Raw genomic sequence first — 16,512 nt, forward strand, 5'->3', positions numbered from 1 at the left:
GAAAGCGCTGGGTCAGTCAACACCTGTGCAAGCTGACACTCCGCCTTCGCGAGCAAGCCCGCTCCCACAGGGTATTGTGTGTTGCGCAGATCAGGCCTTGGCGGCCATCGCGGTCACTTCCACGCGCATACCTTCCACCGCCAACGAGGCAACCCCGACAGCGGCGCGCACCGGCCATGGCTTGGCAAAGAATCGTTTGTAGACCTCGTTGAACGCGGCGCGGTCAGCCATGTCGGTGAGGTAGATGGTCAGGTGCATCACGCGGTCCATGGAACTGCCGGCACGCTCCAGCGCGAACTTCAGCGCTTGCAGGGTGCATTCGCTTTGCAGGGTGATGTCGCCCAGTTCCAGGCTGCCGTCGGTGCGGGTGGGGATCTGGGTGGAGACCAGCACGCCGCCGAAACCGACGACGTCGGAGGAAATCGAATCGGCATCGAGGTCGGGGGTAAAGGTCAGGTCGTGGTTGGCCATTGGAAGTTCTCTTGCTTGAAAGGGTAAGGCGAGCGCCTTTTGCGCCGCCAGTTTACAGGCCCATTGGCGGCGCGTCGCTAATCCACAGCGGACGACTGCTCGATACCGGTGGCCTGGCGGTACTCGCGCGGGGTGAAACCGGTCAATGCCTTGAACTGCCGAGTGAACGCACTGTGGTCGGTGTAGCCGCATTGCAGGGCGACCTCGGTGATCGGCAGATCGGTATGCAGTAGCCGATGCGCGTGCTCCAGGCGAACCTTCTGGATCATCTGCCGTGGCGTCAGGTGAAACACGCGCTTGCAGTAGCGCTCCAGTTGCGCCACGGAAATGCCGGCGATGCGCGTCAACTCGCCCAGGGTGACGCGCCGGTTGAAATGCGCGCGAATGTGCTCGTCCACCGCCGCCAGGCGCTGGTACGCCGGGTGCGTGTCGCTGGCCGATTGCAGGTCGACCGAGATACCCGCCAGACCGATGATTTCATTGCGGCGGTTATACAAGGGTCGCTTATGGGTCAGGCACCAGCCCGGTTCGCGGCTGCCGTACAGATGCAACTCCAGCTGGTCTTCCAGCACCAGACCTTGCTCCAGCACCCGCCGGTCCTGCTCGGTGTAACCGGGCCCCAGTTGCTCGGGAAACACCTCGGCGCTGGTTTTCCCCAGCAGCGGTTTGAGCTGCTTCAAACCACAGCGCTGCACCAGCGTGCGATTGGCCATGACATAGCGCGCCTGCACATCCTTGATGAAGATCGCCGCATTCGGAATGACATCGAGCATGGGCAACAAAAGCGCAACGCCGGCCAGCAGTTGCTCGATGGATTCGGGGCGGTTCGAGTCGTCGCCCTGGCACAACAGCGCAAACGCATCCTGAGTCATCCACCGGCCCCTCGCAAAAATCAGACATTTCCCATTGTGCTGATTTCGTCATCGACACCCAAGCAAAACATCAATCGCGAGCAAGCCGCCAAGTTCACTCTATGGCCACCGCCCTGCTCGGCAAAACCGACCGGGGCGTCTTGAAGTGCACACCTGCCTATCCAATAACTCACAAGAAGGCGATGCCATGTCAGGCCAAGGCAAGTTCAAAAAACAACTTTCGTTGATAGACCTTACGTTTATCGGACTGGGAGCCATCTTCGGCTCCGGCTGGCTGTTCGCAGCCAGTCACGTGTCCGCCATCGCGGGGCCGGCGGGGATCTTTTCCTGGCTGCTGGGCGGTTTTGCGGTGCTGCTGCTGGGCATCGTCTACTGTGAACTCGGCGCCGCATTGCCCCGAGCCGGCGGTGTGATTCGCTACCCGGTTTATTCCCACGGCCCACTGCTGGGTTACCTGATGGGCTTCATCACACTGATCGCGTTTTCCAGCCTGGTGGCCATCGAGGTGGTCGCCGCGCGCCAGTACGCCGCGGCGTGGTTTCCCGCATTGACCCAGGCCGGTTCCGGCAATCCAACAGCCATTGGCTGGCTGGTGCAGTTCGGTCTGCTGTGCCTGTTCTTCATGCTCAATTACTACAGCGTGAAAACGTTCGCCAAGGCCAACAACCTGATCAGCCTGTTCAAGTTCATCGTGCCGTTGCTGGTGATCGGCGTGCTGTTCACCTTCTTCAAACCGCAGAACTTCCAGTCCCAGGGCTTCATGCCGTTCGGGCTTTCAGGTGTCGAGATGGCGGTGTCCGCCGGCGGCATCATCTTCGCCTACCTGGGGCTGACGCCGATCATCTCGGTGGCCAGCGAAGTGAAGAATCCGCAACGCACCATCCCGATTGCACTGATCCTCTCCGTACTGCTCTCCACCGCCATCTATGTGCTGTTGCAAGTGGCGTTCCTCGGCGGCGTGCCCACCGAAATGCTCGCCAACGGTTGGGCCGGCGTCGCCAAGGAACTGGCCCTGCCCTACCGCGACATTGCCTTGGCATTGGGTGTGGGCTGGTTGGCTTATCTGGTGGTAGCCGACGCGGTGATCTCCCCCAGCGGTTGCGGCAACATCTACATGAACGCCACCCCGCGGGTGATCTACGGCTGGGCGCAGACCGGCACCTTCTTCAAGGTCTTCACCCGCATTGACGAAAAGTCCGGCATCCCGCGTCCGGCGCTGTGGCTGACATTCGCCCTGTCGGTGTTCTGGACCCTGCCCTTCCCTTCGTGGGAAGCCCTGATCAACGTGGTCTCCGCCGCGCTGGTGTTGAGCTACGCCGTGGCCCCGGTGTCGGTGGCTGCCCTGCGCCGCAATGCGCCGGACATGCCACGCCCGTTCAAGGTCAAGCGCATGGGCGTGCTCGGTCCCGTGTCGTTCATCATCGCTGCGCTGATCGTTTACTGGTCCGGCTGGAGCACGGTGTCCTGGCTGCTCGGCCTGCAGATCCTGATGTTCGTGGTGTACCTGCTGTGCGGACGTTTCGTGCCGACCCAGCACCTGAGCCTGGCCCAACAGGTGCGCTCTTCGGCATGGCTGATCGGCTTCTATGCCGTGACCATCGTGCTGTCCTGGCTCGGCAGTTTCGGCGGCATGGGCGTGCTCACCCATCCGTTCGACACCCTGGTCGTGGCGGCCTGTGCGATGGGCATCTACTACTGGGGCGCAGCCACCGGCGTGCCGGCGCATCTGGTTCGCCTGGAAGAAGAGGACGGTGAAAGCGAAGCCGATCCTGTTCACACCGGCACGGCCACAGGCCAGCGTCCGATCGGTGTGTCCGCCCAGACCTCTCGCTGAAATTCAGGCCGGCAAAGCCTGCGTGTTCCTCTAATGGAAAGGTATATGAAAAAAGTACATGTCATTGATTCCCACACCGGCGGCGAGCCGACTCGCCTGGTGATGTCGGGTTTGCCCCAGCTGGCTGGCCGGAGCATGGCCGAGAAGCGCGACACTTTTCGCGAGCAGCATGACCAATGGCGTCGCGCCTGCCTGCTGGAGCCCCGTGGCAACGATGTGCTGGTGGGTGCGTTGTACTGCGAACCGGTGTCGCCGGATGCCACCTGCGGCGTGATCTTCTTCAACAACGCCGGCTACCTCGGCATGTGCGGTCACGGCACCATCGGCCTGGTCAACTCGCTGCACTACCTGGGGCACATCCAGCCCGGCGAGCACAAGATCGATACGCCGGTCGGCCCGGTCAGCGCCACGCTGCATGAGGACGGCAACGTCACCCTGCGCAACGTGCCCGCCTACTGCTACCGCCAAAAGGTGCCGGTCGAAGTGCCGGGGCATGGCCGCGTGTACGGTGACATCGCCTGGGGCGGCAACTGGTTTTTCCTGGTGTCCGATCACGGTCAGGCGTTGCAGATGGACAACGTCGAGTTCCTCACCGAGTACACCTGGGCCATGCTCAAGGCCCTTGAAGCCCAAGGCATCCACGGCGAAGACGGCGCCCTGATCGACCACATCGAACTGTTTGCCGACGACGACCACGCCGACAGCCGCAACTTCGTCATGTGCCCCGGCAAGGCCTATGACCGCTCGCCCTGCGGCACCGGCACCAGCGCAAAACTGGCGTGCCTGGCGGCCGAAGGAAAGCTGGCCGTCGGTGAGCGCTGGGTCCAGGCCAGCATCACCGCCAGCCAATTCGTCGGCAGCTACGAATGGGAAGGCGAACGCATCATCCCTTTCATCACCGGCCGCGCCCATATGACCGCCGACAGCACCTTGCTGATCGACGAACAGGACCCCTTTGCGTGGGGCATTTGAGCCCCTCGCCTCTTCTCTCAACCGAACTGAACAAACGCTTCAAGGAGTGACAACAATGAGCGACAACATTTTCACTGGCTGCATCCCTGCACTGATGACCCCATGCACCGCCGAGCGCAAGCCGGACTTCGACGCGCTGGTGGCCAAGGGTCGCGAGCTGATCGACATTGGCATGAGCGCGGTGGTGTATTGCGGTTCCATGGGTGACTGGCCGCTGCTGACCGAAGCCGAGCGTCAGGAAGGCGTGGCGCGCCTGGTGGCCGCCGGCGTTCCGACCATCGTCGGCACCGGTGCCGTCAACAGTCGCGAAGCGGTGTCCCATGCAGCACACGCGGCCAAAGTCGGCGCCCATGGTTTGATGGTCATCCCTCGCGTGCTGTCTCGCGGCGCTTCGGCCACCGCGCAAAAAGCCCACTTCGCCGCGATCCTCCAGGCCGCTCCAGGCTTGCCTGCGGTGATCTACAACAGCCCTTACTACGGCTTCGCCACCCGCGCAGACCTGTTCTTCGAACTGCGCCGCGAGTACCCGAACCTGATCGGCTTCAAGGAGTTCGGCGGTGCCGCCGACCTGCGCTACGCCGCCGAGCACATCACCTCCAAGGACGATGACGTGACCCTGATGGTCGGTGTCGACACCCAGGTGGTGCATGGTTTCGTCAACTGCAACGCCACCGGCGCCATCACCGGCATCGGCAACGCGCTGCCGCGCGAGGTGTTACGCCTGGTGGCCTTGAGCAAACAAGCGGCCAAGGGCGATGCCAAGGCACGTCGCCAGGCACGGGAGCTGGAATCCGCGCTGGCGGTGCTGTCGTCCTTCGATGAGGGCTGCGACCTGGTGCTCTATTACAAGCACCTGATGGTGCTCAACGGTGACAAGGAATACAGCCTGCACTTCAACGAGACCGATGCGCTCAGCGATGCCCAGCGTCGTTACGCCGAGAACCAGTACGCGCTGTTCCGCCAGTGGTACGAGCAGTGGTCGGCCGAGCAGAACTTCGCCTGACATCCAGCCTGTACAGCGGCGTGCCAATGCGCGCCGCCTTTATTTTCGCCCACGGCGGTACGGCGCTTTTTCGCAAACGCCTCCCCTCTTTTTTTCAGGAAAGACCATGACTCTGACAGGCAACATGCTGATCGGCCAACAGGCCATCACCGGTAACCGCGAAGCGATCCACGGCATCGATCCCGCCACGGGCCTGCCCCTTGAACCGACCTATCACGGTGGCAGCGGCGAACACGTCGAACAGGCCTGTGCCCTGGCCTGGAGTGCCCTGGACAGCTACCGCGCGACGCCCCTGGAGGCCCGCGCCGAATTCCTCGAAACCATCGCCGGCGAAATCGAAGCCCTGGGCGATGAGTTGATCGACCGCGCCGTGGCCGAGACCGGCCTGCCGCGCCCGCGCATCCAGGGTGAACGGGGCCGCACTTGCCAGCAATTGCGCACCTTTGCCCGCACCGTGCGTGCGGGTGAGTGGCTGGATGTACGGGTCGACTCCGCGCTGCCAGAGCGTCAGCCCCTGCCCCGCCCGGACCTGCGTCAGCGTCAGGTGCCGCTCGGCCCGGTGGCGGTGTTCGGCGCCAGCAACTTTCCCCTGGCCTTCTCCGTCGCCGGCGGTGACACCGCGTCGGCGCTGGCCGCTGGTTGCCCGGTGATCGTCAAGGCCCATGGCGCGCACCCCGGCACCGGCGAACTGGTGGGCCGCGCCGTGGCTCGTGCGGTCAAAATGTGCGGGCTGCATGAAGGCGTGTTTTCGCTGTTGTACGGCTCCGGCCGCGAAGTGGGCATCGCCCTGGTCAGCGATCCGCGCATCAAGGCCGTGGGTTTCACCGGTTCGCGCAGCGGTGGCATCGCCTTGTGCAACGCGGCCCTGGCGCGTCCCGAACCGATCCCGGTGTATGCGGAAATGAGCTCGATCAATCCGGTCCTGCTGTTCCCGGCAGCCCTGCAATCGCGCCCCGAAGCGCTGGCGCAAGGCTTCGTCACCTCCCTCACCCAGGGCGCCGGCCAGTTCTGCACCAACCCTGGCCTGGTGATTGCCCGCCAAGGCCCGGACCTTGAGCGCTTCATCAAGACAGCTGCGCAACTGCTACGGAACAGCCCGGCGCAGACCATGCTCACCCCCGGCATCTTCAACGCTTATGAGTCCGGCGTCGGTTCGCTGGCCGAACACGCGCAAACCGTGGCAAGGGGCCTACGGGGCGAAACGCCGAACCAGTGCCAGGCCCACCTGTTCGTCACCCAGGCCAGCGACTTTCTCGCCGACCCGGCCTTGCAGGCGGAAATGTTCGGCGCCGCATCGCTGATCGTGCATTGCGCCAGCGAAGCGCAAATCCGCCAGGTCATCGAACACCTGGAAGGCCAGTTGACCGCCACCCTGCACCTGGACGATGCCGACGTGGAGAGCGCCAGGGCCTTGCTGCCGACCCTGGAGCGCAAGGCCGGGCGCCTGTTGGTCAATGGCTGGCCGACCGGGGTCGAGGTATGCGATGCCATGGTCCATGGCGGCCCGTTCCCGGCGACGTCCGATGCTCGCAGCACCTCGGTCGGCACCGCCGCCATCCTGCGCTTCCTGCGCCCGGTCTGCTATCAGGACTTCCCGGACGCCCTGTTGCCGGCCGCGCTCAAGCACGGCAACCCGTTGCAGTTGCGCCGTCTGCTCGACGGCCAGAGAGAAGCCTAGGCCATGTCCATCCATTCCCCTTTGAACCATTCGCAAACAACGGCGGACGTTGCCGTGATCGGCGCCGGGATCATCGGCGTCGCTTGCGCCGTGCGCCTGGCGCGCCAGGGCCGGCGGGTGGTGGTCATCGATCAACAGGAGCCCGGCCGTGGCGCCTCGTTCGGCAATGCCGGGCACCTGGCCACCGAGCAGGTGTTCCCCATCGCCGACCTGTCGATCCTCAAACGCCTGCCCGCCATGCTCTTGGACCCGATGGGCCCGCTGCGCCTGGACTGGAAATACATGCCCCGGGCCCTGCCCTGGTTCCTGCGCCTGTTGCTCAACCTGCGCCCGGCGCCGTTCCAGCGCACCGTGGCCGGCATTCGCGCCCTCAATGAAAGCAGCCTGGGTGCCTGGCAGCGCTTGCTGGAGACCATCGACCGCCCCGGGTTGCTCAAGGCAGACGGCTCGCTGCTGGTGTTCGAGCGCCCCGACTCGCAGCAGGCCATCGAAGCGCTACAGGCGCGCATGCGCCAGCAACAAGTGCCGGTGGATTTCTGGCAGGCCAAGGCGGTACGCGATGCGGCGCCGCAACTCAGCGAGCAGATCCGGGGTGGCTTGTTTTTCCCGCGCACCGGGCATTTTCTCGATCCCTTCCAGGTAGTCGGCGAACTGGTGCACGCGGCCAAAAACAGCGGCGTGCAGTTCCTCAAGCAGCGGGTCGAGGGCGGACAATTGAATGAACACGGTGTGTCGTTGATCACTGATCAGGGCCGCGTCAGCAGTCGACAAGTGCTGATAGCCTGTGGCGCGCATTCCGCCAGGCTCACCGCCGCGCTGACCGGCAAGAAGGTGCCGCTGGACACCGAGCGCGGCTATCACCTGATGCTGCCCCACGAGCACGAGCGCTTGCCGTTTGCCGTCACCTCGCTGGAGCGCAAGTTCATCATGACGCCAATGGCAGACGGGCTGCGCCTGGCCGGCACCGTCGAATTCGCCGGCCTCGAATGCCCACCGACCATGGAACGCGCCTGGCAGTTGCATCGACTGAGCAAAGGCCTGTTCAAGCGTGAACTGAGTGCCGAAGCAGCGACGCCATGGATGGGTTTCCGGCCCTCCTTGCCCGACTCCCTGCCGATCATCGACCGGGTCTGCGACGGCAAGATCCTGCTCGCCTTCGGCCACCAGCACCTGGGGTTGACCCAGGCGGCGGTCACAGCGGAGATGATCGCGCAGATGGCCTCGCCCTTGACCGACACCCAGCCCCACAGCCTGCCGGCGACGGCGCCGTACCGGCTGGATCGGTTCTGAGTTCAACGACAGCCGGCACGGGCCCCTTGCCGACAGGGCAAAGGGTGGGCGAACAGGGGGAACTTGCCTGGGGTCATTCATCACAAGCACAGGCAAACCTGTGGCGAGGGAGCTTGCTCCCGCTGAGACGTCCAGCGGCCCCAAAAAGGGCCACCGCATCAGCATTGACCTACTCAGGCGGATCAATCTGATCCAGCACCCGGTTCGCCGTGATCTCCGCCAGCATCACACTGTTGGAAATACCCAGCAGCGCATTGCGCGACCCACCGTCCAGGTGATCCACCAGTTGATGCACCATCACATCGACGGACGCCAGCGTCTCCACCAAATACACCACCAGTGTTTCGGTCGTGGCTTCGGGGTCAACGGTGAACAGGTGACTGGGCGTACGCGGCGCGGCTTTGATGTCAGCGGTTGAGGGAAAGTGAAAGGCCAGCGCACGCTCGGCGGCGTCGTGGAGTTTTTTTGAATCGGGGCTTTCGCAGGGGGATGTCGGATCGGCGTCCGGCGGGTTTGGGGTTACCTTGAACATATGCTGAGTTTCCTATTGGGTGCCACCCCTCTTGCGACTAAACGAAAGGGGAGGCAGCTGTACGCAGGTTAGTCGACCGGGAAACTCAGCAATCCGGCGCGCCCGAGGGCGCCCTGCGTACAGCCACCATCAAGTACAGGCAATGAAAGACCTGCATGACAGATGCACGCACAACCGAGTTACCACAGGCGACTAAACCCGACCACTGATGGGCAGTGGCACGAATCAAGGTATCGATGGACCCCAGGACGCACAAGCCGGCGGATTCTGGCGTAACCGTAGGCAACGACGCAAGGTCTTGTAGCTTTTATGAAGTAACCCTGACGGCCTTTAAACACGCGTATTGCCGGAGAATCATCGAGGCAAAAAAGGCAACGCAAGGACAACGGCCGCAGACCTACCTGTGGTGAGGGGGCTTGCCCCCGTTGGGCCGCGCAGCGGCCCCAAAAAGGTACGACGTACAAAATCACCGCCCGCGTGTAAGCATCCAAATGGACTCAGCCGTTGGAATGGCTCAGGAGAACTGGAAATGCGCTGTAAACGCTTTATAAAGACTTGTCGGCCCCTTCTTAGGGGCCGTTCGCCTACAAAAACGGGAGAGTAAGTGAACGCGATGAACAAAATGGAGCAGGAGGTTGTTTATCTCTCAGCCGCGATTGACCTGATTAAATCAATGGTCAACAGGGAGATGTTCAGTGTCGCCGGCGATGGCGAGCACAAGAATGTATGGTTCGAATCGTCTACGCACCGGCAATTGTTCTCCATTTTGCTGGTGGATTTTTTATCGCCAACTGACTCCAAGGCACCTGTTCCGTCAGAACGGTACTTGGCCGCACTGAGTTCTGTCGCGAAAAAACCGAGCTTCGACGTCGGCGGATCTGTCCAGTACCTCAGCGAAACGGTCAGCAGTTTTAAGGGCTGGCTAAACGTGGAGATCTCCGTCGATGCTTGGTTGCCATCCATTGACCGCCAGGTTGTTCTTCGGATCCCTAGGTATGTATTGCTAAAGAACGATGGGGACATCTCAAAGCACAACTCGCTACGTTCAGTTGGCGTTGCTGAAGGGTTACAGAAACTTTTAACCAACGCGGGTGAGCCGACCGAGTTGTACCAGGCAATGTTGGCCCAGCAAGATATTTACGACATTTTTCACGACGATGTCAGTGCCTATCACGCCAGTACCATTGCCGAGTTTTTAAATGGTTTGTGGTGGGGCATACAGAACTACCTACAGCCTGAGTACAACCGCAGTTTTACGCCGCCTGAAGATGGCTTGGTGACTTACGGGTACAAGTGCCCATCAGAGATAGTGAATCCCTATGCCAAAGCCTGCTATTGGAACCTAATGAATCAGGTTCGCTCGGGCCCGATCTTTAAACCGTTCACCGTGACGAAGCACCTCAAAGGCAAATACTGAGCTCTATCGCGTGCCCATACCTTTTGGGCGATGCACCTGGCCGTCGATAATTGTCGTTGGACATTGAGGGTGTGATCCAACCTGAAGTGAGGAAGCGACTCTGAATTTAGCCCCCGAATCTCCAGCGAAAGGCGCTCGCCTGCAAGCCCCTCAAAAGCGCGTTGACGCCAATACGGTGCGATACATTGAATCTCGCCGTAAACGCTTTATGAAGCCTTAAGCCAGCGGAAATGACAGAGGCGTAGAGCGGACTCAGAACTCTCGATCAAAAAAATCGTCGATATCACGCTCCATCTGGCCATCGATCACCCGATTGTCCTTTGTGCTGAACTTCACGCGTTCGATGGAATGAACAACCAATGACTCTGGGACGAATTCAACCCCTGGCTCGCCCGGCACGGCCTCTATCGGGTACCAGCCATTTTCGTCAGCTACCGGTGGAAGTGGGTCGGGCGATACAACGTGCGAAAAAAGCACGATGTTCCTGCCTCCTTCATGCTGCGCGGACGAAAAAATCACGCCATCAAAATTAGGCGTGTGCTGAGTCGCAAGGTATTCGGCAATTACCTGAGTTTTCAAATACTCGTGCTCGTAGTCAGGCACCACGGGGCGGCTGATGATTTCGTGGAAGCTGCGCAAAAACAGACGTCGTTCAATTTTTTGCCAATAATCTGGATCAAAGTAACTGACCAGTTTGCTGTCATACGCCTCTTCCAACTTGGTGAAATCAAGGGCTCGTATATCCCTAGTAAGTTTAAACTCTCCGCTGATGACCTTTCCGCCTACGGGCGGCCTAAGCTCAGCAATGCACGTATCCCGTTCGAAAGCACCATTGAACACCGGGATCCCTGCTGGACTCATGCGACCAGCTGGGGCTATCTCCTTAGGAGGCGAGGATAGCTGTACACCAGGATTGGCCAGGATAGCTGCGCTGTCGTCCTTCGGCGGGGTGCAATTTCGTGCGCGGTAAATGGGCTCACATTCGGTAGGACTCATCTGCCGGACAACGCCGGGACCGAACCCCCATACGTAATAATCATCAATCCCGTCGAACAACCAAAACAAAAAGTCTTTAGCCTTCTGGTTGAAGAACCGACTTCTATGCCTCAGCTCACTTTCAAACTCGATCCAATTTAGCGGCACCATAAACGGGATAGTCTCTCTTCTCGAGTAATTTTCTCCGTCAAAGAATCCTAGATCAGATGGTGAATTACAGGTCAGCTTGTCCAGTACGCTGCGGACCACGGGGTCGTCGTCATCAAGCACCAGAATTTCAGCTACGAAAAAGCTGAGTGGGTCGCCATGCTGTTCGGTATGGCTGATTCGATCACTCTCCGGATCATAGACATCGACAAGATCACCCTCTTCAACGGTCTCACGAAGGATACGATCCACTTCATTGGCTAACGTATCTAACTCCATCGAAGGCAGGTTTTTTCCGCAGTTCAAGCATTCCGCGCTGATACCTGAAGCAATAATTTTCTCGCGTAGGTACTGATCACCAATACATTCGAAGCAGATCGTTTCTTCAATCCCGGCCATCACCAAGTCCCCTCACGCGCCAACAATCGCCCCGAATCATCGCACTCACGAACCACTGAACCAAAACACTTTCATTCTCGAACCATTAGCTACATTCTTTAAATCCGATTAAAAGCCCTGAGCCACTCACAGGCCCATTTATCTGAACTCAGGGCGTGGATTTTTCACACTCGGCATCAACTGCGCACCGGATTCCCGACATCGGCCTCTCCCTCAAACATTCAAAAAATCAGAAGTCAGCCTGTTCGATTGGCTCATGTTCAACTCGGTCCGGGCCGCCGTGAACCTACCGCATTTCACGACGATGGAAAATATGCGCAACAAGCGCAGATCCATGTCCGTCACGTTTCTGAGCACAGTTTTCACTCGACGCCTAGAGGGTTCGAAAGCCCCCCGAATGGGCACTGGAGCGCTATTCAACCAACTTGAATTCACCTCTGGCCAGCCGAGCCGTGCCTTGGTCATTGCAAGGGCGAAAACTTCGCCGGCAGGTAGATCGTCGAGCACATGTCGCGCAGTTGCGGGCCGGAGTTTTCCGGCGGCCAGACGCCGTCGGCGACCGCCTGGGTGCGCACCTGCAAGCGCTGCTCAAGGCTGGCCCACGGCCAGATGTGCAGATAGCGCGGCAGCGCGCCGTCGGTGGCGTAAAACGCCGCGTACACCGGCGAATACTGTTCGGCGGTTCGTGCCTCGATGGCTTTGCTCCAGCCGTCGAGGGTGGGCTGCAACCCGCTGCTGACCAGGTCGTAGACGCGCAACTCATAGAACGGACCGTGCGGGCCGGCACTCAAGGGTTCGAGGAAGGGAAACAGCGTGTAGTTTTCGATGCGCAGGTCGGTGATGAACTCGTTGACACCAAACGCCCCGCCTCCCAGCAGGAAACGCTCGCGCTCCGCCTGCCTTGAGTGTTCGTCGGCATAGCCACGCAGCACGGCGATCTGGTTCAACTGACCGATCTCCGAAGCCCAGCAACCCATCAACACCCCACCGACCTCCGGCTTCGCCAACTCATTCTCGATACGTGCCAGTGCATCGGCCACCGTGCGCACCCGCACGGTAAAAGTGATCAGTTCAAATAAACGCATAACGACTCCGCCGACCGGTTTGCCAAAAGCACACAGCCTAGGGCAGCCCCCGCAGGCGGGATATTGAGACGACCCCCATCGTTTTCGGTATTTGCCGCAGAGTCCTAGGTAGTTTCTTTATGCCGGACCATCACTTGAAAAAATCACTCGGCGTCTTGCCGAACTGCTTCTTGAACATGGTGGTGAACGCGCTGGGGCTGTCGTATCCCAACTCCCCGGCGATGTCGATGATCTTCTCCCCGACAGCTATGCGTTCCAGCGCCAGCAGCAGTCGCGCTTGCTGGCGCCATTGGCCGAACGTCATGCCGGTTTCCTTGCGGAACCTGCGCTGGATGGTTTTGGCGTCGAGGCTCAACCGGGCGCTCCAGTCCGACAAGGTCGAGCCATCGCCTGGGTCTTGCTGCAATGCGCTACAGATCTGGTTGATCCGTTGATCGGTGGGCTGCGGCAGGTTCAATGGCAAGGTCGGCAGGATCGTCAATTCATCCAGAATCAGCCGCAGCACCCGGGCTTCCCGCGAGTCCGGATCGCAATTGAAATCGAAATCCACCGAGACCTTGATCAGTTCACTGAGCAATGCGGACACACTCACCGCGCGGGTTTCGCCGGGCAGATCCGGGTTCGCGCCGGGGTGCACAAACACGCTGCGCATCTTGATCGCCCCCACGCAGCGAATCGAGTGTACTTCCCCACTGGGCATCCAGATGCCACGGCTCGGCGGCACTGTCCATTGGCTGGTGGCGGCGTGCACCACCATCACGCCTTCGATGGCATAGATCAGTTGATGCTTTTCATGGGAATGCGGCGCGATAAACCAGTTTTCCGGGTAGTCGGTCGCGCTGCTGCGAACGCTCCAGCCGCCTTGGTCGATTTCCGCAAGAAATGTCTGCAATGGCTTGATCATGACGCCCTTTTTGCGATGGTCCGTGCCCGAGCTGCGCGAGACGGGCGACTTTGTGGGCCATAGGATAACGCCGAACCCTGAAATTGGCTGCGCCTTGCGTTCGCGGCTCGCGTTTTTTATCCGGAAACCCGCCCATGTCGACCACTACCCTCAGCTCGCCCTCACCCACCGTCTCGGTCGCCAGCCAGGCCAGTCCCCTGGTCATGCGCGTCATCGGCGCCTGTGCGTTGGCGCACCTGATCAACGACCTGATCCAGGCCGTGCTGCCGTCGATCTACCCGATGCTCAAGGCCACTTATGGCCTGAGCTTCACCCAGGTCGGCCTGATCACCCTGACCTTCCAGCTCACCGCCTCACTGCTGCAACCCTGGATCGGCTTCTACACCGACCGTCATCCCAAACCGTGGCTGCTGCCGGCCGGCATGGTCTGCACCCTGATCGGTATCCTGATGCTGTCGATGGTCGGCAGTTTCCCGGCGATTCTCGTGGCCTCGGCGCTGGTGGGGGTTGGCTCGTCGACCTTTCACCCCGAGACCTCGCGGGTGGCGCGCCTGGCATCGGGCGGTCGCTATGGCCTGGCGCAGTCGACCTTTCAGGTCGGTGGCAACGCCGGCAGCGCCTTCGGCCCCTTGCTGGCCGCCGCGATCATCATTCCCTACGGCCAGGGCAACGTCGCCTGGTTCGGCCTGTTCGCGGTGTTCGCCATCCTCGTGCAATACGGCCTGAGCCGCTGGTATCGCAATCACCTGAACCTGTTCAAGCTCAAGCAAGGCAGCAAGGCCACCCACGGCCTGACCAAGCGGCGGGTGACCTTCGCCCTGGTGGTGTTGGCGCTGTTGGTGTTTTCCAAATACTTCTACATGGCCAGCTTCACCAGTTACTTCACCTTCTACCTGATCGAGAAATTCGACCTGTCGGTGGCCAGTTCGCAGCTGTACCTCTTCCTGTTCCTCGGCGCCGTCGCGGCGGGTACGTTCTTTGGCGGCCCGATCGGTGACCGGATCGGCCGCAAGCAAGTGATCTGGTTCTCGATCCTCGGCGCAGCGCCGTTCACCCTTGCCCTGCCCTACGTCGACCTGTTCTGGACGGGCGTGTTGAGTATGATCATCGGCTTCATCCTCGCCTCGGCATTCTCGGCCATCGTGGTCTTCGCCCAGGAATTGGTCCCCGGCAACGTCGGCATGATCGCCGGGGTGTTCTTCGGCCTGATGTTCGGTTTCGGCGGGATCGGTGCCGCGCTGCTGGGGCATCTGGCGGATATCCATGGCATCGAGTACGTCTACACGCTGTGTTCGTTCCTGCCGCTGCTGGGAATTCTGACCATACTGTTGCCGTCTACTGGACAACGCCCGTCGGGAGCGTGAATAGCCATCAGGAGGAAACCCCCATGAAAATCGTAGTCACCAGCGTGCTCGTCGATGATCAGGCCAAGGCACTTGCCTTCTACCGGGATGTGCTCGGTTTTGAACTCAAGCACGATATCCCCATGGGCGAACACCGCTGGCTGACGCTGACGTCCCCGGGCGATCCCGATGGCGTTGAACTGCTGCTGGAACCCAATGCCCACGACGCGGCAAAAACCTTCCAGAGCGCGATCAAGCAGGACGGCATTCCCTGCACGTTTTTCGGCGTCGAGGACGTGCAGGCCGAGTATGCCCGGCTCAGCGCCGCCGGGGTTCAGTTCACTCGTCCGCCGACGGTGATGGGACCGGTCACCCTCGCGGTACTGGACGACACCTGCGGCAACCTCATCCAGATCGTCCAGCACCACTCAACCGCCTGATCATTTCTGCTACCAGCCCTGTAGCACTCGGTAACACCAGGCCCCAATGCGGTGCGTCTTTTAAACGCCTTGCCGTCCGCCACCCCGCCCCACACGGGGCCACCCGCCATGGCGTACTTTGTGCATCCAAAGGCCATCTTCTTCTGCCTGTAGCCGCCATGCGCCCCAAGGAACTGAAACTCTGGACCACCGGAGTCGCCCACCTGCTCGACCTGCCTGCCGGGCATGGGCGGCTGTCGGGGTTGAGCCACTGGCTTCGACAAATCTGCCCGGTCGATCATTTCGTGTTGTTTGTCTACGAAGGCAATCACCGGCCACTGGCGTTGTTCGATACGTTTTCGGCGGACAAGCGCGCGGTGTATGTCGACGACTACCAGTGCGGGCCTTACCTGCTCGACCCCTTCTACCTGGCCTGCACCCGTGGCCAGGCACCGGGACTGTGGCGTCTGCGCCAGTTCGCCCCCGACCATTTCTACCTTGGCGAATACTTCCTGACCTATTACCAGCAGACCGGCCTGGCCGAGGAAGTGGCGTTTTTCGTCGACCTCGGCGGTGGTGCCACGGCGGTGTTGTCGTTGATGCGTTCCAGCGCCAGCTGTGCGTTCAGCCGGGACGAAATGCAACTGGTCGAGTGCGCGCAAGCGGTGGTCGAGCAGGTCATCAATGAGGCCTGGCGCTTGCGTCAGGCCCAGCAACCGCGACCGGCGCAGGACCTGGACTTCAAGATCCGCGAAGCCTTCGACCAGTTCGGCGCGCACATCCTTACCGGGCGCGAGCAGGAAATCGTTCAGCTGTTGCTGCGCGGCCACTCCAGTGCTTCGGTTGCTGAGCAACTGAACATCAGTCCAGGCACGGTGAAGATTCACCGCAAGAACATCTACGCCAAGCTGGGCATTGGCAGCCAGTCGGAATTGCTGGGGTTGTTCATTCGGGAGCTGACGCAGGATCCGTTGCAGGCGCCCGGCCTCAAGTTGCAAGCCTGATACCTGTCGGTAAGCAGAAAACCCTGTGGGAGCGGGCTTGCCCGCGATAGCGGCAGCACATTCAACATTGATGTGTCTGACACACCGCCTTCGCGAGCAAGCCCGCTCCCACAGGTCTATCGGTGATCTGGAGATTGTGGTCAGGG

15 protein-coding genes and 1 pseudogene are annotated in these 16,512 nt (G+C 60.8%); 9 read left to right on the forward strand and 7 right to left on the reverse strand.

Going from position 1 to position 16,512, the window contains the following annotated elements:
* Positions 1–90 precede the first annotated feature (90 nt).
* Both PMI34_RS05795 and PMI34_RS05790 read right to left on the reverse strand, forming a co-directional pair.
* Complete coding sequence (locus tag PMI34_RS05795) at positions 91–471, reverse strand: RidA family protein (RefSeq protein ID WP_008052743.1); 381 nt, start codon at positions 469–471, stop codon at positions 91–93.
* Positions 472–548: 77 nt separating this feature from the next.
* Positions 549–1,343, reverse strand: a complete 795-nt coding sequence (locus PMI34_RS05790; RefSeq protein ID WP_008052744.1) for an AraC family transcriptional regulator — start codon at positions 1,341–1,343, stop codon at positions 549–551.
* Between the two features lie 187 nt (positions 1,344–1,530).
* Between PMI34_RS05790 and PMI34_RS05785 the strand changes: the two genes are divergently transcribed.
* The 5 genes from PMI34_RS05785 (at position 1,531) to PMI34_RS05765 (ending at position 8,120) form a co-directional block, all read left to right on the forward strand.
* Positions 1,531–3,177 carry an APC family permease gene (locus tag PMI34_RS05785; protein WP_008052745.1) on the forward strand — a complete coding sequence of 549 codons (1,647 nt, stop codon included), beginning with the start codon at positions 1,531–1,533 and terminating at the stop codon, positions 3,175–3,177.
* Positions 3,178–3,222: 45 nt separating this feature from the next.
* A complete protein-coding gene (locus PMI34_RS05780; RefSeq protein WP_008052746.1) occupies positions 3,223–4,149 on the forward strand; it encodes a 4-hydroxyproline epimerase in 927 nt (308 codons plus the stop codon).
* A gap of 55 nt (positions 4,150–4,204) precedes the next feature.
* Positions 4,205–5,152: a dihydrodipicolinate synthase family protein gene (locus PMI34_RS05775; RefSeq protein WP_008052747.1), complete on the forward strand. Its 948-nt coding sequence runs from the start codon at positions 4,205–4,207 to the stop codon at positions 5,150–5,152.
* 106 nt (positions 5,153–5,258) lie between these two features.
* Complete coding sequence (locus PMI34_RS05770; protein ID WP_008052748.1) at positions 5,259–6,830, forward strand: aldehyde dehydrogenase (NADP(+)); 1,572 nt, start codon at positions 5,259–5,261, stop codon at positions 6,828–6,830.
* Positions 6,831–6,833: 3 nt separating this feature from the next.
* On the forward strand, positions 6,834–8,120 hold the full coding sequence (locus PMI34_RS05765; protein WP_008052749.1) for an NAD(P)/FAD-dependent oxidoreductase: 1,287 nt from the start codon (positions 6,834–6,836) through the stop codon (positions 8,118–8,120).
* Positions 8,121–8,289: 169 nt separating this feature from the next.
* On the opposite strand, the gene PMI34_RS05760 is transcribed toward PMI34_RS05765, so the two are convergent.
* Complete coding sequence (locus PMI34_RS05760) at positions 8,290–8,652, reverse strand: DUF6124 family protein (RefSeq protein ID WP_008052750.1); 363 nt, start codon at positions 8,650–8,652, stop codon at positions 8,290–8,292.
* A 613-nt stretch (positions 8,653–9,265) separates the two neighbouring features.
* Here PMI34_RS05760 and PMI34_RS27720 point away from each other — a divergent pair.
* Entirely contained in the window at positions 9,266–10,069 is an 804-nt protein-coding gene (locus tag PMI34_RS27720; RefSeq protein ID WP_443216130.1) for a hypothetical protein, read from the forward strand.
* Between the two features lie 252 nt (positions 10,070–10,321).
* On the opposite strand, the gene PMI34_RS05755 is transcribed toward PMI34_RS27720, so the two are convergent.
* The 4 genes and pseudogenes from PMI34_RS05755 to PMI34_RS05745 all read right to left on the reverse strand — a co-directional run bounded on the left by PMI34_RS05755 (position 10,322) and on the right by PMI34_RS05745 (position 13,600).
* Positions 10,322–11,611: an RES family NAD+ phosphorylase gene (locus PMI34_RS05755; RefSeq protein WP_008052752.1), complete on the reverse strand. Its 1,290-nt coding sequence runs from the start codon at positions 11,609–11,611 to the stop codon at positions 10,322–10,324.
* A 243-nt stretch (positions 11,612–11,854) separates the two neighbouring features.
* Positions 11,855–12,076, reverse strand: a pseudogene (locus tag PMI34_RS29805) (hypothetical protein); the annotation flags it as partial.
* Positions 12,073–12,696 carry an NIPSNAP family protein gene (locus PMI34_RS05750; RefSeq protein ID WP_008052753.1) on the reverse strand — a complete coding sequence of 208 codons (624 nt, stop codon included), beginning with the start codon at positions 12,694–12,696 and terminating at the stop codon, positions 12,073–12,075. The gene PMI34_RS05750 and the pseudogene PMI34_RS29805, both read right to left, overlap by 4 nt.
* A 130-nt stretch (positions 12,697–12,826) precedes the next feature.
* Positions 12,827–13,600, reverse strand: a complete 774-nt coding sequence (locus PMI34_RS05745; RefSeq protein WP_008052754.1) for an AraC family transcriptional regulator — start codon at positions 13,598–13,600, stop codon at positions 12,827–12,829.
* Positions 13,601–13,734: 134 nt separating this feature from the next.
* On the opposite strand from PMI34_RS05745, the gene PMI34_RS05740 reads away from it, so the two are divergent.
* From PMI34_RS05740 to PMI34_RS05730, 3 genes are all read left to right on the forward strand, one after another.
* Complete coding sequence (locus PMI34_RS05740; protein ID WP_008052755.1) at positions 13,735–14,964, forward strand: MFS transporter; 1,230 nt, start codon at positions 13,735–13,737, stop codon at positions 14,962–14,964.
* A gap of 23 nt (positions 14,965–14,987) precedes the next feature.
* Positions 14,988–15,383 carry a VOC family protein gene (locus PMI34_RS05735; RefSeq protein WP_008052756.1) on the forward strand — a complete coding sequence of 132 codons (396 nt, stop codon included), beginning with the start codon at positions 14,988–14,990 and terminating at the stop codon, positions 15,381–15,383.
* A 158-nt stretch (positions 15,384–15,541) separates the two neighbouring features.
* Entirely contained in the window at positions 15,542–16,366 is an 825-nt protein-coding gene (locus PMI34_RS05730; protein ID WP_008052758.1) for a response regulator transcription factor, read from the forward strand.
* The last annotated feature ends 146 nt before the right edge of the window (positions 16,367–16,512 follow it).

Origin of the sequence: Pseudomonas sp. GM74, from assembly GCF_000282455.1 — a bacterium.
In the GTDB taxonomy this organism is placed as follows: Bacteria; Pseudomonadota; Gammaproteobacteria; order Pseudomonadales; family Pseudomonadaceae; genus Aquipseudomonas.

Coding starts and splice junctions, on each gene's coding strand:
- PMI34_RS05775 (WP_008052747.1), top strand. CDS start 4,205: ATGAGCGACAACATTTTCACTGGCTGCATCCCTGCACTGATGACCCCA.
- PMI34_RS05780 (WP_008052746.1), top strand. CDS start 3,223: ATGAAAAAAGTACATGTCATTGATTCCCACACCGGCGGCGAGCCGACT.
- PMI34_RS05735 (WP_008052756.1), top strand. CDS start 14,988: ATGAAAATCGTAGTCACCAGCGTGCTCGTCGATGATCAGGCCAAGGCA.
- PMI34_RS05745 (WP_008052754.1), bottom strand. CDS start 13,600: ATGATCAAGCCATTGCAGACATTTCTTGCGGAAATCGACCAAGGCGGC.
- PMI34_RS05795 (WP_008052743.1), bottom strand. CDS start 471: ATGGCCAACCACGACCTGACCTTTACCCCCGACCTCGATGCCGATTCG.
- PMI34_RS05740 (WP_008052755.1), top strand. CDS start 13,735: ATGTCGACCACTACCCTCAGCTCGCCCTCACCCACCGTCTCGGTCGCC.
- PMI34_RS05730 (WP_008052758.1), top strand. CDS start 15,542: ATGCGCCCCAAGGAACTGAAACTCTGGACCACCGGAGTCGCCCACCTG.
- PMI34_RS05755 (WP_008052752.1), bottom strand. CDS start 11,611: ATGGCCGGGATTGAAGAAACGATCTGCTTCGAATGTATTGGTGATCAG.
- PMI34_RS05760 (WP_008052750.1), bottom strand. CDS start 8,652: ATGTTCAAGGTAACCCCAAACCCGCCGGACGCCGATCCGACATCCCCC.
- PMI34_RS05770 (WP_008052748.1), top strand. CDS start 5,259: ATGACTCTGACAGGCAACATGCTGATCGGCCAACAGGCCATCACCGGT.
- PMI34_RS05750 (WP_008052753.1), bottom strand. CDS start 12,696: ATGCGTTTATTTGAACTGATCACTTTTACCGTGCGGGTGCGCACGGTG.
- PMI34_RS05790 (WP_008052744.1), bottom strand. CDS start 1,343: ATGACTCAGGATGCGTTTGCGCTGTTGTGCCAGGGCGACGACTCGAAC.
- PMI34_RS05785 (WP_008052745.1), top strand. CDS start 1,531: ATGTCAGGCCAAGGCAAGTTCAAAAAACAACTTTCGTTGATAGACCTT.
- PMI34_RS05765 (WP_008052749.1), top strand. CDS start 6,834: ATGTCCATCCATTCCCCTTTGAACCATTCGCAAACAACGGCGGACGTT.
- PMI34_RS27720 (WP_443216130.1), top strand. CDS start 9,266: ATGAACAAAATGGAGCAGGAGGTTGTTTATCTCTCAGCCGCGATTGAC.